This is a genomic window from Bacillus sp. SN32 (assembly GCF_002837495.1).
GTDB classification, from domain to species: domain Bacteria; phylum Bacillota; class Bacilli; order Bacillales; family Bacillaceae; genus Bacillus; species Bacillus subtilis.
The window spans coordinates 88,203-111,818 of record NZ_PJCT01000002.1 but is presented as its reverse complement, the minus strand read 5'-3'; the positions used below and the strand labels follow the sequence as shown (position 1 = coordinate 111,818).

The window sequence follows — 23,616 nt, the reverse complement described above, 5'->3', positions numbered from 1 at the left end:
GAGGGATACAACATGCTGAAAGGATTTACGCCTTGGCCTGATGAGTTAGCTGAGACCTATCGAAAGAACGGCTGCTGGGCCGGTGAGACGTTTGGAGATTTGTTAAGGGACCGGGCAGCCAAATATGGTGATCGCATTGCCATTACATGCGGAAACACCCATTGGAGCTATCGAGAGCTTGACACAAGGGCTGATCGCCTGGCTGCCGGATTTCAAAAGCTCGGCATTCAACAGATGGATCGTGTTGTGGTGCAGTTGCCAAATATCAAAGAGTTTTTTGAAGTCATTTTCGCGCTTTTCCGTCTGGGGGCGCTTCCAGTCTTCGCACTGCCTTCTCATCGAAGCAGTGAAATTACATATTTTTGCGAGTTTGCTGAAGCGGCTGCATATATCATTCCCGACGCTTATTCCGGTTTTGACTACCGTTCGCTTGCCAGACAGGTTCAAAGCAAGCTGCCGACTTTGAAAAACATCATTGTCGCAGGTGAGGCAGAGGAATTTTTGCCGCTGGAGGATTTGCATGCAGAACCTGTAAAACTGCCTGAAGTCAAATCATCGGATGTGGCGTTCCTCCAGCTTTCTGGCGGGAGCACCGGGCTATCGAAACTGATTCCGAGGACCCACGATGACTACATATACAGCCTGAAGCGGAGTGTGGAGGTCTGCTGGCTCGACCACAGCACGGTGTACTTGGCCGCGCTGCCGATGGCACACAATTATCCGCTGAGCTCACCCGGGGTTCTCGGCGTATTATACGCTGGAGGAAGAGTGGTATTATCTCCTTCTCCAAGTCCAGATGACGCATTTCCTTTGATTGAACGGGAAAAGGTCACGATAACTGCTCTTGTTCCACCTCTTGCGATGGTATGGATGGATGCGGCATCCTCACGCCGTGATGATTTATCCAGCCTCCAAGTGCTGCAGGTCGGCGGTGCCAAGTTTAGTGCTGAAGCCGCGCGCAGGGTAAAAGCTGTTTTCGGCTGCACGCTGCAGCAGGTGTTCGGAATGGCAGAGGGTCTCGTCAATTATACGAGATTGGATGATCCTGAGGAGATCATTGTCAACACCCAAGGAAAACCGATGTCCCCATATGATGAAGTGCGTGTTTGGGATGATCAGGATCGCGACGTAAAACCTGGTGAAACAGGCCATCTGCTGACGCGGGGACCGTATACAATTCGCGGTTACTATAAGGCAGAAGAGCATAACGCCGCTTCATTTACTGAGGACGGTTTTTACCGTACGGGTGATATCGTCAGGCTGACACGAGACGGCTATATTGTCGTTGAAGGCCGGGCGAAGGATCAAATTAACCGTGGAGGAGAAAAGGTTGCGGCTGAAGAGGTAGAAAATCATCTGCTGGCGCATCCGGCTGTCCATGATGCGGCAATGGTCTCCATGCCTGATCAATTTCTTGGCGAAAGATCTTGTGTGTTCATTATTCCCCGGGATGAAGCCCCAAAAGCCGCAGAGCTTAAAGCATTTTTGAGAGAGCGCGGACTGGCGGCATATAAAATCCCTGATCGAGTTGAATTTGTCGAATCCTTTCCGCAGACAGGGGTAGGAAAGGTAAGCAAAAAGGCTCTTCGTGAAGCTATTTCCGAGAAACTTCTTGCAGGGTCAAAAAAATAAATCAACAATTTGAGAGGAAGTGTTCATATGGCTATACCTGCCATTCAGCCGTATCAAATGCCGACAGCATCTGATATGCCGCAAAACAAAGTCTCATGGGTGCCTGATCCAAATCGGGCGGTCCTATTAATACACGATATGCAAAACTATTTTGTCGATGCTTTCACAGCGGAAGCATCTCCGGTAATAGAGCTTTCAGCGAATATACGAAAGCTGAAGAATCAATGTGTTCAGCTTGGGATTCCTGTTGTCTATACCGCACAGCCGGGAAGCCAAAATCCGGATGACCGTGCGCTGCTGACAGACTTTTGGGGCCCGGGATTAAACAGCGGTCCTTATGAGGAGAAAATTATAACCGAGCTGGCACCGGAGGATGATGATCTTGTGCTGACAAAATGGAGATACAGCGCGTTTAAGAGAACGAATCTGCTTGAAATGATGCGCAAAGAGGGACGCGATCAGCTGATCATTACAGGAATTTACGCCCATATCGGCTGTCTTGTTACAGCATGCGAAGCATTTATGGAAGATATTAAAGCCTTTTTTGTGGGAGATGCAGTTGCTGATTTTTCATTAGAAAAACATCAAATGGCGCTGGACTATGCGGCTGGACGCTGTGCGTTTACCGTGATGACTGACAGTCTTCTTGATCAGCTGCAGAATGCGCCGGCAGACGTTCAAAAAACGTCAGCAAACCCTGGCAAAAAGAACGTGTTTACATGTGAGAATATCCGTAAACAAATTGCTGAGCTTCTACAAGAAACACCGGAAGACATCACAGATCAAGAGGATTTGCTCGATCGTGGTCTTGATTCGGTAAGGATCATGACATTGGTGGAACAATGGCGCCGTGAAGGGGCAGAGGTGACTTTCGTGGAATTGGCTGAACGCCCAACGATCGAAGAATGGCAGAAATTGCTCACAACCCGCAGCCAGCAAGTGCTGCCAAACGCGGATTATTTATAAAAGGAGGGTAAACAAACGGATGCCTGATACAAAAGATCTTCAATATTCTTTGACCGGGGCGCAAACTGGCATATGGTTTGCTCAGCAGCTTGATCCGGACAATCCAATCTACAATACAGCGGAATATATAGAAATCAATGGCCCAATCAATATTGCTCTTTTTGAAGAAGCTTTGCGGCACGTGATCAAGGAAGCGGAATCGCTGCATGTCCGCTTCGGTGAAAATATGGACGGGCCTTGGCAGATGATAAACCCGTCTCCGGATGTACAGCTGCACGTCATTGACGTCAGCTCTGAGCCTGATCCGGAAAAAACAGCATTAAACTGGATGAAAGCTGATTTAGCAAAGCCGGTTGATTTAGGGTATGACCCTTTGTTCAATGAAGCTCTGTTTATTGCCGGGCCTGATCGTTTCTTTTGGTATCAGCGCATTCACCATATAGCGATCGACGGCTTCGGTTTTTCCCTGATAGCCCAGCGCGTGGCAAGTACATATACTGCGCTTATAAAAGGACAAACAGCTAAAAGCCGTTCCTTTGGGTCTCTCCAGGCCATTTTGGAGGAGGATACAGATTATCGCGGATCAGAGCAGTATGAGAAGGATCGTCAATTCTGGCTGGACCGTTTTGCAGATGCACCTGAAGTTGTGAGCTTGGCTGATCGGGCGCCAAGAACATCTAACAGTTTTCTTCGTCATACGGCATATCTGCCTCCGTCTGATGTAAACGCGTTAAAAGAAGCAGCGCGCTATTTCTCAGGAAGCTGGCATGAAGTCATGATTGCGGTGTCAGCTGTTTATATGCACCGTATGACCGGCTCTGAGGATGTTGTGCTCGGCCTGCCCATGATGGGTCGGATAGGGTCCGCGTCACTGAATGTACCGGCTATGGTGATGAACCTTCTCCCGCTCCGGCTGACGGTAAGCTCTTCGATGAGCTTTTCTGAACTGATTCAGCAAATTTCCCGGGAAATCCGCAGTATTCGGCGACATCATAAGTATCGCCATGAAGAGCTTCGGCGCGATCTGAAATTGATAGGAGAAAATCATAGATTATTTGGCCCTCAAATCAATCTTATGCCGTTTGATTACGGACTCGACTTTGCCGACGCCCGGGGCACAACGCATAATCTTTCAGCCGGTCCTGTTGATGATCTATCAATCAATGTATATGACAGAACAGACGGCAGCGGGCTGCGAATTGATGTTGATGCGAATCCTGAGGTATACAGTGAGTCTGATATTAAGCTTCATCAGCGGCGTATTTTGCAGCTGCTGCAAACGGCTTCTGCCGGAGAGGACATGCTGATTGGGCAAATGGAGCTTCTGTTGCCAGAGGAGAAAGAAAAAGTCATTTCTAAATGGATTGAGACGGCAATATCCGAGAAGCTGGTCAGCCTTCAGGACATGTTCGAAAAGCAGGCAGTTCTTACGCCAGAACGTATCGCTCTCATGTGTGATGACATTCAAGTCAACTATCGAAAGCTCAATGAAGAGGCAAACCGCCTCGCGCGTCTGTTGATCGAAAAAGGGATTGGTCCGGAGCAATTTGTCGCTTTGGCGCTGCCGCGTTCCCCTGAGATGGTGGCCTCAATGCTTGGTGTGCTCAAGACTGGTGCGGCGTATCTCCCCCTTGATCCGGAGTTTCCAGCCGACCGCATTTCTTACATGCTGGAGGATGCGAAACCTTCATGCATCATAACGACTGAGGAAATAGCAGCCAGTCTGCCTGATAACCTGGCTGTACCGGAGCTTGTGCTTGATCAGGCTGTTACACAGGAGATTATAAAACGCTATTCGCCGGAAAATTCGGATGTACCGGTTTCTCTTGACCATCCTGCGTATATCATCTATACCTCAGGATCAACAGGAAGACCGAAGGGTGTCGTTGTGACACAGAAAAGCTTAAGCAATTTTCTGCTGTCCATGCAGGAGGCATTTTCTCTAGGAGAAGAAGACAGGCTGTTGGCTGTGACGACTGTCGCTTTTGATATTTCAGCATTGGAGTTATATCTTCCGCTGATTAGCGGAGCGCAAATTGTGATCGCAAAGAAAGAAACGATCCGTGAGCCGCAGGCATTAGCCCAAATGATTGAAAATTTCGATATTAACATCATGCAGGCGACACCGACACTGTGGCACGCTTTGGTAACGAGTGAACCTGAGAAACTTCGGGGGCTTAGAGTGCTTGTAGGAGGCGAGGCGCTGCCGAGCGGTCTTTTGCAGGCGCTTCAAGACCTTCATTGTTCAGTCACGAACTTATACGGTCCCACTGAAACAACGATTTGGTCTGCCGCAGCTTTTCTTGAAGAAGGGCTGAAGGGCGTTCCTCCGATTGGGAAACCGATTTGGAACACGCAGGTGTATGTGCTTGATAATGGATTGCAGCCGGTGCCGCCGGGCGTTGTCGGAGAGCTTTATATTGCAGGCACCGGCTTGGCCAGAGGTTATTTCCATCGCCCTGATTTAACGGCGGAGCGCTTCGTTGCAGATCCATACGGACCGCCGGGAACTCGGATGTATCGGACCGGAGACCAGGCCCGCTGGCGCGCCGATGGGTCTTTGGATTATATCGGGCGGGCGGATCATCAAATCAAAATTCGCGGATTCCGAATTGAACTTGGAGAAATTGATGCCGTGCTTGCCAATCATCCGCACATTGAACAGGCCGCGGTTGTTGTACGGGAAGATCAGCCGGGAGACAAACGATTGGCGGCTTATGTAGTCGCTGATGCTGCTATTGATACTGCAGAGCTTCGTCGTTATATGGGGGCTAGTCTTCCTGATTATATGGTACCGGCGGCGTTTGTGGAGATGGACGAGCTGCCGTTAACACCTAATGGCAAGCTTGACCGGAAAGCACTGCCGGCACCAGACTTCAGCACATCTGTCAGTGATCGGGCCCCGCGGACTCCTCAGGAAGAGATATTGTGTGACTTGTTTGCAGAGGTTCTCGGTTTGGCACGCGTCGGTATCGATGACAGTTTCTTCGAGCTTGGGGGCCATTCTCTTCTTGCAGCCCGTCTGATGGGCCGCGTTCGCGAGGTAATGGGAGCCGAACTTGGTATCGCCAAGCTCTTTGACGAACCGACAGTAGCCGGACTCGCTGCCCATCTTGATTTGGCGCAGAGTGCACGTCCCGCTTTGCAGAGAGCTGAGCGGCCTGAAAAGATCCCGCTATCATTTGCCCAGCGCCGGCTATGGTTCCTGCATTGTCTGGAAGGACCGAGTCCTACTTATAATATTCCGGTTGCTGTCCGTTTGTCAGGTGAGTTGGATCAAGGATTGCTGAAAGCGGCACTTTATGACCTCGTCTGCCGTCATGAAAGTCTTCGGACGATCTTCCCTGAATCACAGGGGACATCCTATCAGCATATTTTAGATGCCGATCAAGCCTGTCCCGAGTTACATGTTACTGAAATTGCTGAGAAGGAGCTTTCTGATCGGCTTGCCGAAGCTGTACGCTACAGCTTTGATCTTGCAGCTGAACCTGCTTTTCGTGCCGAGCTTTTTGTGATCGGTCCTGACGAGTACGTGCTGCTTCTTCTCGTCCATCATATTGTCGGGGACGGCTGGTCCTTAACACCGCTGACCAGAGACCTTGGGACAGCTTATGCGGCTCGCTGCCACGGACGATCTCCAGAATGGACGCCTCTTGCTGTGCAGTATGCAGACTATGCGCTTTGGCAGCAAGAACTGCTTGGAAACGAGGATGATCCAAATAGCTTGATTGCCGGACAGCTTGCTTTCTGGAAAGAAACCTTGAAAAACCTTCCTGATCAGCTTGAGCTGCCAACCGATTATTCACGTCCGGCTGAGCCGAGTCATGATGGAGATACGATTCATTTTCGTATTGAGCCCGAGCTTCACAAGCGATTGCAGGAGCTGGCTCGCGCAAATAGGGTGAGCATGTTTATGGTGCTTCAATCCGGTCTCGCCGCTTTATTGACAAGGCTCGGGGCGGGTACCGACATTCCGATCGGCAGTCCGATCGCGGGACGGAATGATGATGCGCTGGGCGATCTTGTAGGGCTGTTCATTAATACATTGGTGCTCAGAACTGATACGTCCGGTGACCCAAGCTTTCGTGAGCTTCTAGACAGAGTACGGGAAGTGAATCTGGCCGCCTATGACAATCAGGATCTGCCGTTTGAGAGACTTGTAGAGGTGCTCAATCCGGCTCGTTCGCGTGCGACGCATCCTTTATTCCAAATCATGCTTGCGTTCCAAAACACACCGGACGCTGAACTGCATCTTCCTGATATGGAGAGCAGCCTGCGAATCAACAGTGTCGGTTCTGCCAAGTTTGATTTGACGCTGGAAATCAGTGAAGATCGCCTTGCTGACGGGACACCAAACGGAATGGAAGGACTGCTTGAATACAGCACTGATCTTTTCAAGCGGGAAACTGCTCAGGCTCTTGCTGACCGTTTGATGCGGCTGCTGGAGGCTGCCGAGTCTGATCCTGACGAGCAAATCGGAAATCTGGATATTCTTGCGCCAGAGGAACGCAGCAGCATGGTGACAGATTGGCAAAGTGTATCTGAAAAGATTCCGCACGCAAGTTTGCCAGAGCAGTTTGAGAAGCAGGCTGCTTTACGTCCTGATGCTATTGCCGTTGTATATGAAGATCAGGCACTGAGCTATGCAGAGCTGAATGAAAGAGCAAATCGGCTTGCCCGATTCCTAATTAGTGAAGGTGTCGGGCCGGAGCAATTTGTGGCATTGGCACTGCCCCGATCGTTGGAAATGGCTGTCGGCCTATTGGCGGTGCTAAAAGCCGGGGCAGCTTATCTCCCTCTTGATCCGGATTATCCGGCTGATCGAATTGCTTTTATGCTAAAAGATGCACAGCCTGCGTTTATCATGACGAACACTAAAGCTGCAAATCACATTCCGCCAGTTGAAAACGTGCCGAAAATCGTGCTGGATGATCCCGAGCTGGCAGAGAAACTAAACACGTACCCTGCAGAGAATCCAAAAAATAAGGATAGGACTCAGCCGCTTTCGCCTTTGAATACGGCGTATGTCATTTATACATCCGGCTCAACAGGTGTTCCAAAAGGTGTGATGATTCCTCACCAAAATGTAACACGTTTATTTGCAGCGACCGAGCACTGGTTCCGTTTCAGCTCAGACGATATCTGGACCATGTTCCATTCCTATGCGTTTGATTTTTCGGTGTGGGAGATCTGGGGTCCTCTGCTGCATGGCGGACGTCTTGTGATCGTGCCTCACCACGTCAGCAGATCGCCAGAAGCGTTTCTGCGCCTGCTTGTCAAAGAGGGTGTGACCGTTCTGAACCAGACACCGTCTGCTTTCTATCAGTTTATGCAGGCGGAACGCGAACAGCCGGATCTCGGACAGGCACTCAGTCTGCGCTATGTCATTTTTGGCGGAGAAGCGCTTGAACTCAGCCGTTTAGAGGATTGGTATAACCGCCACCCTGAAAATAGACCGCAGCTTATCAATATGTATGGTATTACAGAAACGACGGTGCATGTGAGCTATATCGAATTAGACCGAAGCATGGCAGCTTTACGGGCAAACAGCTTGATCGGCTGCGGCATTCCCGATCTTGGTGTATACGTGCTGGATGAACGCCTGCAGCCGGTCCCGCTGGGTGTTGCCGGAGAGCTGTATGTATCAGGAGCGGGGTTAGCACGAGGTTATCTAGGCCGGCCTGGTTTAACATCTGAACGCTTCATAGCTGATCCGTTCGGTCCTCCAGGCACCCGGATGTACCGCACTGGGGATGTGGCCCGCCTCCGCGCTGACGGTTCTCTCGACTATGTCGGCCGTGCAGACCATCAAGTGAAAATTCGGGGATTCCGGATTGAATTGGGAGAAATTGAAGCAGCGCTTGTTCAGCATCCGCAGCTTGAAGATGCGGCAGTGATCGTTCGTGAGGATCAGCCGGGAGATAAACGGTTGGCAGCTTATGTCATCCCTTCGGAAGAAACATTTGATACGGCGGAACTGCGCAAATATGCTGCTGAGAGACTGCCGGATTACATGGTGCCTGCTGCCTTTGTGACGATGAAAGAATTGCCGCTGACACCGAATGGAAAGCTTGATCGTAAAGCACTGCCCGCTCCGGATTTCGCAGCGGCAGTGACAGGACGAGGACCGAGAACGCCGCAGGAAGAAATTCTCTGTGACCTCTTTATGGAGGTGCTTCACTTGCCGCGTGTCGGCATTGATGACCGTTTCTTTGATTTAGGCGGACATTCCTTGCTTGCTGTACAGCTCATGAGCCGCATTCGTGAAGCGCTCGGCGTTGAACTCAGCATCGGCAACTTGTTCGAAGCACCTACTGTAGCCGGGCTCGCTGAAAGACTTGAAATGGGATCAAGCCAAAGCGCTCTTGACGTTCTGCTGCCGCTCCGAACAAGTGGAGACAAGCCTCCTTTATTCTGTGTTCATCCGGCAGGGGGGCTCAGCTGGTGTTATGCCGGTTTGATGACCAATATAGGAACAGATTATCCGATCTACGGCTTGCAGGCACGGGGAATCGGGCAGCGCGAGGAGCTTCCGAAAACACTTGATGACATGGCTACCGATTACATTAAACAAATCCGAACGGTCCAGCCAAAAGGCCCGTACCATCTGCTGGGCTGGTCCCTGGGCGGGAATGTCGTTCAAGCGATGGCTACCCAGCTGCAAAATCAAGGAGAAGTAGTATCCCTGTTGGTGATGCTGGACGCCTATCCGAACCACTTCCTTCCTATAAAAGAGGCACCGGATGATGAGGAAGCGCTTATTGCCCTTCTGGCATTAGGCGGGTACGATCCAGACAGCTTAGGGGAAAAACCGCTAGATTTTGAAGCGGCGATTGAGATTCTTCGCCGTGACGGCAGTGCGCTTGCGAGCCTGGATGAAACGGTCATTTTAAATTTGAAGAATACGTATGTCAATTCTGTCGGCATTTTAGGTTCCTATAAGCCGAAAACCTTCCGTGGAAATGTTTTGTTTTTCAGATCAACAATCATTCCTGAATGGTTTGACCCGATTGAACCTGACTCGTGGAAGCCTTATATTAACGGACAGATTGAACAAATCGACATCGACTGCCGTCATAAAGATTTATGTCAGCCGGAACCTCTGGCTCAAATCGGCAAGGTTCTCGCTGTCAAATTGGAAGAGTTGAATAAATAAGGGAGGAGAAATAGAATGGCAAATCCTTTTGAAAATGCGGATGGCACATATTTGGTGCTGATCAATGAAGAAGGCCAATATTCCCTATGGCCCGGTTTTATAGATGTGCCGAGCGGCTGGACAGTCGTTCATGAGCAAAAAGGGCGTGAAGCTTGTTTGGACTATATCCAATCGCATTGGAGCGATATGAGGCCAAACAGCCTAAAGACTGTTGAAAATGTGTAATCTGATCAAAAAGAGACTGCTCGCCGCAGTCTCTTTTTCTATCTTACGCAGACGTTTGGGTATGATCACAATCCCTGACCGGGTTTCCGTTTTCATCGGTACACCAAGATTGGGATAAAAACGCTAAAAACACAGCGGCCCACTGATCTGCAAACTGAATCAGAATACCCCCGTCATGCCAAGAGCCGTTGTCTTTTTTCCAGCGGGTATCCATTGCATTCCCTTGATTCATATGGATATTGTGCATTCCGTTGGTCGGGGTAAAGCCGAATATTTTATCTGCAGCCTGTTCAGGTCCGAATTTTGAACCAAATATATAAACCGGCGCTTTCTCATCTTGTGCTTTCTTCATATAGGTTTCAATAAAATCATTTAAATCATTATCAGGTCCCGTGATTTCATGCGGCAAAGGCTTCATTTCCCGAGGGTCAAACAAATTGCCCCGCACATAATCCAGTGCCACTTCACGGTTTGCTTCATTGATCCTTGTATATCCATACGGCATGTTCGGAAGGATGGTAATTGAGCCCGAATCAAACTGATCGTCAGCCAAATACAATACTTCAGATTCCTCAGAACTGGACATCACATTGATGGCGCACCTGTAATACGTATTCTCTTCACCGAGCATTTTGACTTGGAAATGAGGACTGTCATCATCTGTTTCCCGCTTCATGTCTAAGACTATGCCTTTTAACACGCCATATTGCTGAACAGCCATATGAATCCTCCTTTATGATCAACTTCATAGTCATAATTCGTGAAATGGTCTCTTTTTTCCTTTTAAAAAATAAAAAAGCCTGCAGAAATCTTTCTGCAAGCTCATTGTGAATTAAGCACCCGCCACAGATGATTCATCCTGTAAAGCTTTCTCGGCAGGAACATACTCATAGCCTAGATCTCTTGCTACAGCTTCATAGGTCACGTGTCCGTTTGCGGTGTTTAAACCCGCTCTCAGTGCCGCATTGTCTGCGAGCGCTTTTACTGCCCCTTTGTTCGCGATTTGCAGCGCGTATGGAACAGTAACGTTAGTCAGGGCGATTGTTGACGTACGAGGGACTGCGCCCGGCATGTTCGCTACAGCATAATGCACAACCCCGTGTTTTTCATATGTTGGCTGATCATGTGTTGTGATATGGTCGACAGTTTCGACGATGCCGCCTTGGTCGATCGCTACATCGACAATGACTGAACCAGGTTTCATTTGTTTTACCATTTCCTCAGTGACAAGAGTCGGAGCTTTAGCACCCGGAATTAATACCGCGCAAATGAGGAGATCCGCTTCCGCCACAGCATCAGCAATATTGACCGGATTAGAAATTAACGTTTTAATCTGATGGCCGAAGATGTCATCAAGCTGGCGCAAGCGGTCTGCGTTTAAGTCAATGATCGTCACATCTGCACCGAGGCCGACAGCCATTTTCGCCGCGTTTGTCCCGACAACGCCTCCTCCGATAATCGTTACTTTTCCGCGAGAAACGCCCGGCACCCCGGCAAGCAGAATGCCTTTTCCGCCTTTAGGCTTTTCTAAGAATTGAGCGCCGATTTGCGCCGCCATTCTGCCCGCAACCTCAGACATTGGCGTGAGAAGAGGCAATGTCCGGCCTTCACTGACCGTTTCATATGCGATGGCAGTTACTCCTTTATCCTTCAAGGCCTGTGCAAGCTCAGGCTCAGCTGCTAAATGAAGGTACGTAAACAGCACAAGTCCTTTGCGGAAATAAACATATTCTTCCGGCAGCGGTTCTTTTACCTTCATGACCATTTCGGCGTCCCAGACCTGTTTCGGATCAGCAATGATTTCCGCTCCTGCTGACTCATAGGCTTCATTTTCAAATCCGCTTCCAAGGCCCGCGCCTGTTTCAACCAGCACCCGGTGACCGTTTGAAATGAGCTGAGAAACTCCCCCGGGTGTTAATGCGACACGGTTTTCATTGTTTTTTATCTCTTTAGGAACCCCTATGATCATATCTGTCTCCTCCTGTATCTGTGATATTTTTAGTGTAGCTTGATATTTTGGAAAATTCTTTGTTTGATTAAGAAAATAAAAAAACATGGATTTGTGAAATTTCACAAATCCATGTGCCGAAGTTTGATATCTAAATAGATGGTGAATTTTTGATTCACATTTTTCAAATCAATTTCAGCGATCTGGCTGATTCGTTTGAGACGGTAATTCAGCGTATTAACGTGTATATTTAACAGCTTGGAAGCCGTATTCACGTTGCTGTCCGCTTCAATAAAGCGCTCTAGCGTCTCTACCATATTTGACTGGTGATCCCGGTCATATTGTTCAAGTTTGGAAAGCGAGTAATTATAATGGCCCGCCTGTTTCCGTTTTTCATATAAGACATCTAAGTATTGATAAATGCCTAACTCAGAAAAGCTGAAAAGATGTTTGGTCTCTTCAGCGAACCGTTCTTTCGTTTTTAAGACGGACAATGCTTCCTGATAGGAGCGGGAGACAAAAGAAATAGAGTTGTATATTCCGCCAAAAGCGATAGAAACGTCTTCTATTTTATACCGCTCCTTCAGCTGTTTTTGCGTACTTAAAGCAAACTGTTTTAAATCTTGAAAAGGATGATCTGTTTTGGGTGAGGTTAATATAATAAGTTCATTGGAATCTACGGTCGCCAGCAGCACGTAAACCTGCTGGGTCGTTTCCTGTAAATATTGCAGCTGCTGTTCGATTTTTTCAGTCAGCTCGCCATTTATGCGGATGATCATAACGGAAAACTCTGAAGGAGCAGCCATTCCAAGCTTATGGAACCCATCCGCCATATCATCCTCCTGATGGATGTGTCCGGTCAGCATTTTCCAGAAAAACTCTTGGCTGCGTTCTTCATTTTTCGTTTTTCTGATTTGAAGTTTGAGAAGCTTGTTTTTCACTGCTTTTGCTGCCATTTGCAATGTCAGCAGATCTTCATCGGACAATGTTTTTTGGATCTCAAGCGCCCATATGAAGCCAAGTACTTGCTTGTTTTTCCAAATCGAAATAGCGACGCGATTGCTCAGCCCGACTTCATCAATTTGCTTGACTCTGATCGGCTGGTCCGTTTTTAAGAGAGCTGGAATTGTCCCATCTTTCCACAACTTGTTAATCACCTTTTCCGGTACCCTTCTGCCAATAATGGTAGACGTCCGGGCAGGGTCTGTGCAGTCGCTGTGTGTACTGTAGGCAAGCAGCTTGTGGTTAACATCCTCTATGGTGATCGGGCACCGCAGAACGTCGCTGATATGATCAGCCACATCTTCAAGTCTGTCAAAACTATATTTAAACGGATCATTCGGCATGGTCATAAATCTCCCTACTTTTCGTGCTTGATTTCTCTTTGACATCTCATCCCCTTCCTTTTATTATGATTGTTGTTGTTTGTGAAAATCAACAACAAAGAACAGAAGCAAAAAAACAATTTCATGAGAGAAACGTTCTATATACATTTGGCGGTGTAATCGCCTTTTTGCAGGACAGTTGTATGCCTCATATAATACGACAGCTTATCCTATTAATCTTCTAAGAAAGTCATCGGAGGCGAGACTAATTAAGGAAAGAAAAAACTGAACCTTTCAGAAATGGTGCTGTAGCATCAAATTTTCTGAAAGGTTTTTTTTGGGAGTTGGGGAGTTATTTGGGTCTTTTGGATTATTCGGAGAATGAAGAGAAGATTAAGAAAATAAACCTATTTACTTTACAGTATATGTCATTTTTAAGTGATTCGGGGTAAACCATTGGACTCATTTTGTAAAATTAAAACATATTTGTTTGACTATGCCGAAAAACTGTTTTTATAATAATGACGTTCTAAAAATAAGTGAATTAGCCCATATTTAGGCTGATGGCACAGGAGGTAATGAGGAATATGGCAGGATTAATTCGTGTCACACCCGAAGAGCTAAGAGCGATGGCGAAGCAATACGGCGTTGAAAGCCAAGAAGTATTAAATCAGGTTGATCGTTTAAACCGAATGATCTCTGATTTGAAAAGCATGTGGGAAGGTGCTTCAAGCGAAGCGTTCGCAGATCAATACGAGCAGCTCAAACCTTCATTTATCAAAATGTCAGATTTGCTTCAAGATGTGAATCAGCAGCTTGATCAAACAGCAAATACACTTGAGTCTACTGACCAAGACATCGCAAATCAAATCCGCGGATAACAGTATGAAAGGGAAGGAGCGCCTGATTCAAAAGAAGACGGCGCTCTTTCTATGTAAGGGTGATCCTAAATGTATATTGATATTACAATAGATTTGAAACATTATAACGGCAGTGTCTTTGATCTCAGATTGTCAGATTACCACCCGGTGAAAAAAGTAATTGATATTGCTTGGCAGGCCCAAAGCGTATCTATGCCTCCGCGCGAAGGGCACTGGATCAGAGTGGTGAACAAGGATAAGGTGTTTTCCGGAGAATGCAAGCTGTCTGATTGCGGCATTACAAACGGAGACCGGCTTGAAATATTATGAAAGGATCTGGTTGAATGTCAGGTAAACAAAAATCATATTTAGAAAACCAATTAGAAGCTGTTGCCGAGAAAACAGATGCCGGCTATACATTTACCTTTCAACGGGAAAAAATAAAGCTTCTCGACGGTCTTGAAGCTAACGTGATCAAAGATATAAATCCATTTTTTCATAAAGAAATCGATGTGACGGATGATGAAGTAATCATCACAATCCAACCTCCCTCCTCCTATAAAGCATTCCGCTTCATGAAAGCTAAGGATAAAAAAAGTAAATGGCAGTTTGCCTATCAGCTTGTTCAAGCCGTACAGCAGCACAATCTGTCGAGGCTGAATTTGATTGTCGCTCCTGAAAACATTGTATTCGATAAAGGGCTTACGCCTTATTTTCTCCATTATGGAGTAAAAGAAAGTATTCCTCCTTACGAGCGTGATGAGGAAAGAGTATGGCAGGAGCTGAAAGCGGCAGCGGCTTTGGCAGTTGACGGCGCTTTTGCGTTTGAAGACTACCTGAAATTCAATGAAACGCTGACGTTCTCCGCAGAGGCAAAGGCGATATTAGATGCTGAATCCTATGATGATTTGCTCGAGCTGATTCAAACCCATATTGATGAGCTCGAAGCCAAAGCAAAAACATACATACATATCCCGAGAAAGAAGTGGAACATCCAGCGATATATCGGCCTGGGGCTCATTGTTTTGCTTGTACCGGCACTTATTTATTCGATGTACGCCTTATTTTTCGCGCAGCCAAAGCACCAGGCGATAGTGGACAGCAACCGTGCGTTCTTAAACAAGCAGTACAGTGAAGTCATCAGCACACTGTCCAAGTACGATGCGGAAAGCCTGCCTGAATCGGTGCAGTATCAGCTGGCGACGTCCTATGTTGAGGTCGAAAACCTGGGGAGTGCAAAAACCAAAAATATAGAAAATAACTTAGTCACCCTTCAATCAGACCCTCAGCATTTCTTGTATTGGATTGATTATGGTCGAGGAGAATACAAAGAAGCGATCAGTATCGGCCGTAAGCTTGAATACAATGATTATATTTACTTTGCCCTAGCTAAATATAAACAGCAGCTTTTATCTGAGGATACAAATGATGAAGACATACAAAAAGAACTTGACTCAGTAAATAGTGAGCTTGAAAAAGCCCAAAAAGAACGTCAAGAAAATAAACAGTCTAATTCTGAAACATCGTTAGTCGATACAAGCGAAGAACAGACACAAACAGACGAAGAAAAACAAGCAGAAGAGAAAGCGGCAGAAGAAAAAGCCGCAGCCGAGGAAAAAGCGAAAAAAGAAGAACAGAAGAAAAAAGAAGACGAGAAAAAAGAAACAGAAAAGAAAGATGAGAAAAAAGATGACAAATAACGTGAGACATGAAGCACAGGTCATCGCATGCTGCCATTCGGCCGTAAGGGGGTTCGCCATTTGAGTCTATTATGGGTTTTTTACCAAAATAACGTTCAAAAATTAAATCTGTCTAACCTCCCGTCGTCTCATCCGGTGACCATAGGGCCTGATGTGAAGGATTCTGTTACGATCAGCTCCATTCCATTTAATAGCGGAGTGATTTCTCTTAAAAGAAAGGAATCCGGCGGCCAATACGAAGTTTTCCTGGGAAATGATTGTCTCGGCACGATTGAGACGGATACATCATTTACTCTCCAAACGGATCAGCAGGATATACGCTTGATATTGACGGGCAGTGAACCTGAGAAATCCGTTTATTTTACGGGAAATCGGGATGAAATTGTATGTTCCTCAGAAAAAACGAATGCAGATATTTATCTGAATCCGCAAGACTTTGCATTTGCAGAACAAAGCACGTTTTCTTTGCTTCGTTCAGGCGGCAGCTGGTCGGTCCGCCCTGAAAACGGGTCTATCTTCTTGAACGGAGAGAAAATCAACGACAATACGCCGCTTAATCCGGGGGACGAAATATTCTGGAACTTCACGCAAATGAGGGTGACGGAACAAGACCTTTTAGAAATTGTTCATTATGCCCAGTTTGAAACAGCGTTAACAGAAACGGTCAAACCGAGTACAGAGATGCAGAAAAAATATCCGCAGTACAGAAGAACGCCGCGGATGGTATACGATCTGCCGGATGACCGCGTTTCTTTCAGTTTTCCCTCTCAGGAGAGCGATCAAACCAACAGAGGGCTGTGGCTCGTCATCCTGCCTCCGCTTGTGATGCTGATCGTGATGGGCGTAGTTGCCATCATCCAGCCGCGCGGCATATTTATACTCGTTTCTTTGGCGATGTTTATGATGACTCTCATTACCTCGACTGTGCAATATTTCCGGGATAAAAACCAGCGGAAAAAACGCGAGGAAAAACGGGAGCGTGTATATAAGCTTTACTTAGACAATAAGCGGAAAGAGCTTCAGGCACTTGCTGAAAAGCAAAAGCAGGTTCTTGAATTTCACTTTCCTTCATTTGAACAAATGAAATACTTAACAAGTGAAATCAGTGACCGGATCTGGGAAAAATCACTTGAAAGCAAGGATTATCTCCAGCTGCGGCTTGGGACGGGAACAGTCCCTTCAAGCTATGAAATCAATATGAGCGGCGGAGACTTGGCGAATCGTGATATCGATGACCTCATGGAGAAGTCGCAGCACATGCAGCGCGTCTATAAGGACATCCGCAATGCGCCGGTGACGGTTGATTTGGCAGAAGGTCCGATGGGGCTTGTCGGTAAATCGCAAATTGTGAAAAATGAGATTCACCAGCTGATCGGACAGCTGTCGTTCTTTAACAGCTATCACGATTTGCGTTTCGTATTTATTTTTCATGAAGAAGAGTATAAAGACTGGGAGTGGATGAAGTGGCTTCCGCAATTTCAAATGCCCCATATTTATGCAAAAGGGTTTATTTATAATGAGCAAACGCGAGATCAGCTCCTGTCTTCACTTTACGAATTGATCAGAGAGCGTGATCTCGAAGATGACAAAGAAAAACTGCAGTTCAAACCGCATTTTGTATTTGTCATCACGAATCAGCAGCTGATCTCCGAGCATGTCATTCTCGAATATTTAGAAGGACAGCATGAGCATCTGGGCATCTCGACAATTGTCGCTGCGGAAACAAAGGAAAGCTTGTCGGAAAACATTACAACTCTTGTCCGCTACATTAATGAGCATGAAGGCGACATTTTAATACAAAAGAAAAAAGCGGTAAGAATTCCGTTCCGTCTCGATCATCATCAGCGTGAGGACAACGAACGGTTCTCACGCACACTGCGGACGCTGAACCACCAGGTCGGCATTACGAATTCCATTCCGGAAACGGTATCGTTCATGGAGCTTTTTCATGCGAAGGAAGTAAAAGAAATCGGCATTCAGCAAAGATGGCTGACAAGTGAATCGTCGAAGTCGCTGTCAGTGCCGATCGGCTATAAAGGAAAAGATGACATTGTGTATCTGAACCTTCACGAAAAAGCACACGGTCCGCACGGCTTGCTTGCGGGGACAACGGGGTCAGGGAAAAGTGAATTTCTCCAGACCTACATCTTGTCACTTGCAGTGCATTTTCATCCGCACGAAGCGGCTTTCTTATTAATTGACTATAAGGGCGGAGGAATGGCACAGCCGTTCCGCAACATTCCCCACCTCCTCGGCACGATCACAAATATTGAAGGAAGCAAAAACTTCAGTATGCGTGCGCTTGCTTCCATTAAAAGCGAGCTGAAAAAAAGGCAGCGCCTGTTTGACCAGTATCAAGTCAATCACATCAATGACTATACAAAGCTATACAAGCAAGGGAAAGCAGAAGTGGCGATGCCTCACTTGTTCTTAATTTCTGATGAGTTTGCCGAGCTGAAAAGCGAGGAGCCTGATTTTATCAGGGAGCTTGTCAGCGCCGCGCGTATCGGACGAAGCCTCGGCGTTCATTTGATTTTGGCGACACAGAAGCCAGGCGGCATCATCGACGACCAGATCTGGAGTAACTCGCGCTTTAAAGTAGCGCTCAAGGTCCAGGATGCCACCGACAGTAAAGAAATTTTGAAAAACAGCGATGCCGCAAACATTACCGTAACAGGCCGCGGCTATTTGCAGGTCGGAAACAATGAAGTGTATGAGCTGTTCCAATCTGCATGGAGCGGGGCGCCTTACTTAGAGGAAGTCTACGGTACCGAGGATGAAATCGCGATCGTTACAGATACGGGTCTGATCCCGCTTTCTGAGGTTGATACCGAAGATATCGCGAAAAAAGACGTTCAAACCGAAATCGAAGCTGTAGTTGACGAAATTGAACGCATCCAAGATGAAATGGGAATTGAGAAGCTGCCAAGCCCTTGGCTGCCGCCGCTTGCGGAACGTATTCCGCGCACTCTTTTCCCTTCAGACGAAAAAGACCATTTCCACTTTGCGTATGTCGATGAACCTGATCTGCAAAGACAGGCGCCAATTGCTTATAAGATGATGGAAGACGGAAATATCGGCATCTTCGGCTCTTCGGGCTACGGAAAATCAATTACAGCCGCAACGTTCCTGATGAGCTTTGCGGACGTATACACACCTGAAGAGCTTCATGTCTATATCTTTGATTTCGGAAACGGAACGCTGCTGCCATTAGCGAAGCTCCCGCATACCGCGGATTACTTCCTGATGGACCAGTCAAGGAAAATTGAAAAGTTCATGATTCGCATCAAAGAAGAAATTGACCGCCGTAAACGTTTGTTCCGGGAAAAAGAAATCAGCCACATCAAAATGTACAATGCGCTGAGCGAAGAAGAGCTTCCGTTCATCTTTATCACCATTGACAACTTTGACATTGTCAAGGATGAGATGCATGAGCTTGAATCGGAATTTGTCCAGCTTTCCAGAGACGGACAAAGCTTGGGTATCTACTTTATGCTGACAGCAACGCGGGTGAATGCTGTCCGCCAGTCATTGTTAAATAACTTGAAAACAAAGGTTGTCCATTATCTCATGGATCAATCAGAAGGATATTCCATTTACGGCCGTCCGAAATTCAATCTTGAGCCGATTCCGGGACGCGTCATCATTCAAAAGGAAGAGCTTTATTTCGCGCAAATGTTCCTGCCTGTTGACGCCGATGATGATATCGGCATGTTCAACGAGCTGAAATCAGACGTACAGAAACTTCAAGGGCGATTTGCTTCAATGGAGCAGCCGGCACCGATTCCGATGCTGCCTGAGAGCTTGTCTACGAGAGAATTTTCTCTCCGCTTCAAGCTGGAACGCAAGCCTTTATCTGTACCGATCGGGCTTCATGAAGAAACAGTCAGCCCAGTCTATTTTGATTTAGGCAAGCATAAGCACTGCCTGATTTTAGGCCAGACTCAGCGCGGGAAAACAAACGTCTTAAAAGTAATGCTCGAACATCTGATTGATGATGAAACTGAAATGATCGGCCTGTTTGACTCGATTGACCGCGGCTTATCTCATTATGCGAAGGAATCAGATGTTTCATATTTGGAAACGAAAGAAGATATTGAGCAGTGGATTGAAACAGCAGAAGACATTTTCAAAACTAGAGAGGCCATGTATGTGGAAGCCGTCCGCCAAGGAGACGCGCAAAATCTGCGATTCTCACAAGTGGTGCTGATGATTGACGGGATAACGAGATTCCAGCAGACGATTGATACGAGAATACAAGATCGTCTCGCTAACTTCATGAAATCATACGCTCATCTTGGGTTCAGCTTTATCCCGGGCGGAAATCACAGCGAATTCTCAAAAGGCTATGACTCCTTGACGACTGAGATGAAGCAAATCCGCCACGCGATTCTGCTGATGAAAAAATCTGAGCAAAATGTCATTCCTCTCCCGTACCAAAGACAGGAGCCTGAGATTCAGCCGGGCTTCGGATATGTTGTGGAAAACGGGAAGGAGCAAAAAGTTCAAATTCCTTTATGTTCTGCTGAAAGGGAGAGTGCTAGATGACAGAACAACGAAAAAGCTTGATCAAGTTAATATCCGCCGTCATCATCATTTTGCTGCTTCCGGTGTTGTTTTTCCGATTTATCGGAGACGACCCGACGAAAAAAGCAGTCAATTCCACCCGGCAAATCGCGGTGGTGAATGAAGACACAGGCGTATTGAGTGATGAGGTAAAGTCTGATGAAGAGGACAAATCCGCCCAGTTCGGCAAGGAAGTAGCGGCCGTTCTGGGTGAACGTCCTGATTATTCGTGGACGGTCGTAAACCGAAGCGCGGCCGAGACCGGTCTCGCTTCAAAGAAATACGATGCGATCGTCTACATTCCCTCAGATTTCTCAAAAAACATTTTGAGCTATGACAAAGACCATCCTCAAAAAGCAACGCTCGAATTCAGCATTCAAGATAACCTGAATGCGGTTAACAAAGAAAAAGTTCAGCGGGAGCTTGAGGATGCCCAAAAGACAATGAACAAAAAAATGTCGGCCTTATACTGGAATTTTGTTTCACAAAAAGTGGACAACGTCAGAGGAGAATTTGACAAGATCGTCAATAAAGAATCTGAATTCCAGAATGTCATGTACAACTTTTACAAACCAAGCTCTAATGATTTAGCAGGTGAAATCAAACAGCAAAAAGACTTAATCGATGAGCTGAAGAAATCAATGAATGAAGCGCAAGGCACGACAAAAGAAAAAGCTTCTACAGCGGAGGAAGCTAAAAACACGTTGAAAGAATTCATTGAAACAGTTGAAAGATACAAGGAATATCAAGAAAATCAGAAAAAGCTGCTTTTGGCAGCCCAGGATTCAACACAGCAGCAAATCCGGACAGGTCTGGATGCCATCCAGGCACAGCAAAAGGCGAATCAGTTCAGCGAACGCATGAGCGGATTGGCAACTGGGATCAGCCAAGCGAAGACACAGCTCGGACAAACCAGTAATGTGCTGGCAAACGCCCAGCAAATTAGGGAAGGGCAAGTGTCCCAGCAGGAACTTGGCATGGCAAAAATCCAAAGTAATTTAATCGAACAATATCAGGCCGCATCAAGACAGGCTGCACTAAATCAGGTGTATGAATTGCTTGTCCCGGCACGTCAGGCATTGACAGTTGCGAAAGGGGACGACCCAGTCATAGACGATGGTTCTGACAACAATGATAAAGATAAAGACCCTAAAGAAGAAGATCCTGAAGAACTCAAAATTGATCTTGAAAAACAGCGTGAAGAACTGAAAAATATCGCTGCTGATATTCAGGATATTTCAGACAATCTGAAGGAGCCTGAAAAAGAGGACCCAACACCGGAGGACCCGGGTACTGAACCAGACGATCCGTCCACTGATAATCCAGAAAAACCTGATGACGGGGGCAGTACAAAGCCCGATGATACACAGGGTGACACAGGGAACGACAATAACAGCAGTGATACTGGTAATGACGGACAAACGGACGGCAGTACTCAGGATCAAGACCAGCAGAAGGGAACAGACGGTCAGGAGCAGAACGGCGATGCCTCTGATGGTGCGTCCGACAGCGGACAATCCGAAACGGGCACATCTGCCGAACAGACTGCATCTTCTGATTCAGCCCTTCAATTTATCAAGCTGGCAAATGAAGGCGGAACCGGAGATTCAGGAGATACCGGTAGCGGCGAAGATACGACGGAGCCTGGGGACCAAGATCAACCAGGAAACGATGACATTTCTGATATCGCCAAAGCAAAAGAACAGCTCAGCAAAGCGTCCGAGCGAATCAAGCAAATTGAAGAAGAGCTGAAGGAAAAAGAAAATACACATAATGAAGCACTGAAGAAGAAGCTTCAAGAATTGAAAGAGCAAATGGACGGCCTTAATGATGAAATAGATGATCTCAAAGACCAAGTGAAAACACTCGATGATAATCTCAAAAGACTCGAAGCGAAACGGAAGCGGGAGTTTGAAGGGATATACAGTGCGATTCGCGAGCTTGAAAATAAAGATCAGCTTCAATTTTCAGGAGAAATCAATACAGAAAGCATCTCCGCTTTAATGAGATACTATAAATATCTATCTGTTTATGACTCTGTATTATCCGGCACGATAGACAGCGCTGCGAAAACCAATGCCATTGAAGGCCAGCAGGGCAAAGTCAAATCCATCCTGGCTCTCACACCGGAAGAATCAGCCAGCTGGGAAGCTCTCAAAAACAACACGATGCAAACTGATGAAGATATTAACAGCTTCATCGACGGAATGACCAAGTTTGCGGACGACTACAGCGGCTTTATCCGTGACTCTCAAGCAGGTGTTCTCGACGAACTGACGAAAATCTCTGAAAGTGCCGCAAAAGCGACAGAACAGCTGGTAACAGGCGCAACACAGGAATCTGCGACGTTCAGCAACGACGGGCTGTCTGGCACCATGGCACTGAGTGTCCAAGATACGGTCGGCCAGGAAGTGCTGCAAATGTCAGAAATGATGGGTTCATTGTCTGATCGCCAGTCAGGCATCATTGATTACACAACCAACATGCAGCAAAGCGTCAATGATGTTCAAGCGAAAGCCGACACCTTAAACAACAACTGGGGGAAAAATGTCGCCTCCACGAAACTCGTGCGCAATGACGTATACGGCATACTCGGAAACACATTAGTAGACGGGCAAAACAATGGCTATGTATATGATTACTTAGCGAATCCGCTTAAAATCAGCGGAGAGGTTCCGGAAGAAAAAATTCAGACGGTACCGCCGGTTGTCATCCTTGTCATTGTGTTGATCAGCAGTCTGTTAATCGGCTATTTCAGCTCGTATTACCAAAACGCACCGCTTCTCGTCAAAGGAGCGTTATTCGGAATTCTGAATATCCTTGTCGGACTTATGATCAGCTTGTTCGGTTTGAATATTTATTCACTGCCGGACGATCAGACGATTAAGTGGTCGGTGTTCACGATTCTATTGCTGGTCGCAAGCTCTGCCTTCATCCGGACGGCATTCAGATTCGGATCAATCCCTGGATGGGTTGCTTCAGCAGCTATGATTCTATTCTATGTCGCACCGCTTATTGATTTGATCATGCCGAACTTTACATTTGAAGATCCGGTTTCGAAAGTATATATCGACATCCAGTACGGTACTGGGCACTTGTTTACAATGGGAATAACAGTTCTGCTGATCATTACGGTGATTGCCGCGGCTCTGCCGCTGATTATCCGGCTGATGGCTGAACACACAGCAGAAAGCGATGAAACGTATGAAGCGTAATCGCAGCATGGAAAAGGGGATCA

General features: G+C 46.9%; 12 protein-coding genes. 9 read left to right on the top strand and 3 right to left on the bottom strand.

The window, feature by feature from the left end:
* Positions 1 to 12 precede the first annotated feature (12 nt).
* Genes CW370_RS08950 through CW370_RS08935 form a run of 4 tightly spaced genes read left to right on the top strand, consistent with a single transcriptional unit; the run spans position 13 to position 9,979 of the window.
* Positions 13 to 1,632, top strand: coding sequence for a (2,3-dihydroxybenzoyl)adenylate synthase (locus CW370_RS08950; RefSeq protein WP_029946202.1), 1,620 nt, complete (start codon positions 13 to 15; stop codon positions 1,630 to 1,632).
* A 27-nt stretch (positions 1,633 to 1,659) separates the two neighbouring features.
* On the top strand, positions 1,660 to 2,598 hold the full coding sequence (locus tag CW370_RS08945; RefSeq protein ID WP_024572944.1) for an isochorismatase: 939 nt from the start codon (positions 1,660 to 1,662) through the stop codon (positions 2,596 to 2,598).
* A gap of 19 nt (positions 2,599 to 2,617) precedes the next feature.
* Entirely contained in the window at positions 2,618 to 9,754 is a 7,137-nt protein-coding gene (gene dhbF, locus CW370_RS08940) for a non-ribosomal peptide synthetase DhbF (RefSeq protein ID WP_101169587.1), read from the top strand.
* A gap of 15 nt (positions 9,755 to 9,769) precedes the next feature.
* Positions 9,770 to 9,979 (top strand): MbtH family protein, encoded by a 210-nt coding sequence (locus CW370_RS08935; RefSeq protein ID WP_003228753.1) that lies wholly within the window; start codon positions 9,770 to 9,772, stop codon positions 9,977 to 9,979.
* Between the two features lie 43 nt (positions 9,980 to 10,022).
* Here the strand turns inward: CW370_RS08935 and CW370_RS08930 are convergent, their stop codons facing one another.
* From CW370_RS08930 to adeR, 3 genes are all read right to left on the bottom strand, one after another.
* Complete coding sequence (locus CW370_RS08930) at positions 10,023 to 10,700, bottom strand: YukJ family protein (RefSeq protein WP_003228755.1); 678 nt, start codon at positions 10,698 to 10,700, stop codon at positions 10,023 to 10,025.
* Between the two features lie 111 nt (positions 10,701 to 10,811).
* Positions 10,812 to 11,948 (bottom strand): alanine dehydrogenase, encoded by a 1,137-nt coding sequence (ald, locus tag CW370_RS08925; RefSeq protein WP_014480718.1) that lies wholly within the window; start codon positions 11,946 to 11,948, stop codon positions 10,812 to 10,814.
* Positions 11,949 to 12,049: 101 nt separating this feature from the next.
* Positions 12,050 to 13,318 (bottom strand): sporulation transcriptional activator AdeR, encoded by a 1,269-nt coding sequence (gene adeR / locus CW370_RS08920; RefSeq protein WP_080263037.1) that lies wholly within the window; start codon positions 13,316 to 13,318, stop codon positions 12,050 to 12,052.
* Between the two features lie 521 nt (positions 13,319 to 13,839).
* Between adeR and CW370_RS08910 the strand changes: the two genes are divergently transcribed.
* The 5 genes from CW370_RS08910 (at position 13,840) to esaA (ending at position 23,593) form a co-directional block, all read left to right on the top strand.
* Positions 13,840 to 14,133, top strand: coding sequence for a WXG100 family type VII secretion target (locus CW370_RS08910; protein WP_003220661.1), 294 nt, complete (start codon positions 13,840 to 13,842; stop codon positions 14,131 to 14,133).
* Positions 14,134 to 14,202: 69 nt separating this feature from the next.
* On the top strand, positions 14,203 to 14,442 hold the full coding sequence (yukD, locus tag CW370_RS08905) for an ESX secretion system protein YukD (protein ID WP_003228763.1): 240 nt from the start codon (positions 14,203 to 14,205) through the stop codon (positions 14,440 to 14,442).
* A 14-nt stretch (positions 14,443 to 14,456) separates the two neighbouring features.
* Positions 14,457 to 15,812 (top strand): type VII secretion protein EssB, encoded by a 1,356-nt coding sequence (gene essB, locus CW370_RS08900; protein WP_024573120.1) that lies wholly within the window; start codon positions 14,457 to 14,459, stop codon positions 15,810 to 15,812.
* Positions 15,813 to 15,872: 60 nt separating this feature from the next.
* Positions 15,873 to 20,360 carry a type VII secretion protein EssC gene (gene essC / locus CW370_RS08895; protein WP_029946140.1) on the top strand — a complete coding sequence of 1,496 codons (4,488 nt, stop codon included), beginning with the start codon at positions 15,873 to 15,875 and terminating at the stop codon, positions 20,358 to 20,360.
* Positions 20,357 to 23,593 carry a type VII secretion protein EsaA gene (gene esaA / locus CW370_RS08890; protein WP_024572887.1) on the top strand — a complete coding sequence of 1,079 codons (3,237 nt, stop codon included), beginning with the start codon at positions 20,357 to 20,359 and terminating at the stop codon, positions 23,591 to 23,593. Before essC ends, esaA begins: the two co-directional genes overlap by 4 nt.
* Positions 23,594 to 23,616 lie beyond the last annotated feature (23 nt).

Coding starts and splice junctions, on each gene's coding strand:
- CW370_RS08950 (WP_029946202.1), top strand. CDS start 13: ATGCTGAAAGGATTTACGCCTTGGCCTGATGAGTTAGCTGAGACCTAT.
- CW370_RS08945 (WP_024572944.1), top strand. CDS start 1,660: ATGGCTATACCTGCCATTCAGCCGTATCAAATGCCGACAGCATCTGAT.
- dhbF (WP_101169587.1), top strand. CDS start 2,618: ATGCCTGATACAAAAGATCTTCAATATTCTTTGACCGGGGCGCAAACT.
- CW370_RS08935 (WP_003228753.1), top strand. CDS start 9,770: ATGGCAAATCCTTTTGAAAATGCGGATGGCACATATTTGGTGCTGATC.
- CW370_RS08930 (WP_003228755.1), bottom strand. CDS start 10,700: ATGGCTGTTCAGCAATATGGCGTGTTAAAAGGCATAGTCTTAGACATG.
- ald (WP_014480718.1), bottom strand. CDS start 11,948: ATGATCATAGGGGTTCCTAAAGAGATAAAAAACAATGAAAACCGTGTC.
- adeR (WP_080263037.1), bottom strand. CDS start 13,318: ATGTCAAAGAGAAATCAAGCACGAAAAGTAGGGAGATTTATGACCATG.
- CW370_RS08910 (WP_003220661.1), top strand. CDS start 13,840: ATGGCAGGATTAATTCGTGTCACACCCGAAGAGCTAAGAGCGATGGCG.
- yukD (WP_003228763.1), top strand. CDS start 14,203: ATGTATATTGATATTACAATAGATTTGAAACATTATAACGGCAGTGTC.
- essB (WP_024573120.1), top strand. CDS start 14,457: ATGTCAGGTAAACAAAAATCATATTTAGAAAACCAATTAGAAGCTGTT.
- esaA (WP_024572887.1), top strand. CDS start 20,357: ATGACAGAACAACGAAAAAGCTTGATCAAGTTAATATCCGCCGTCATC.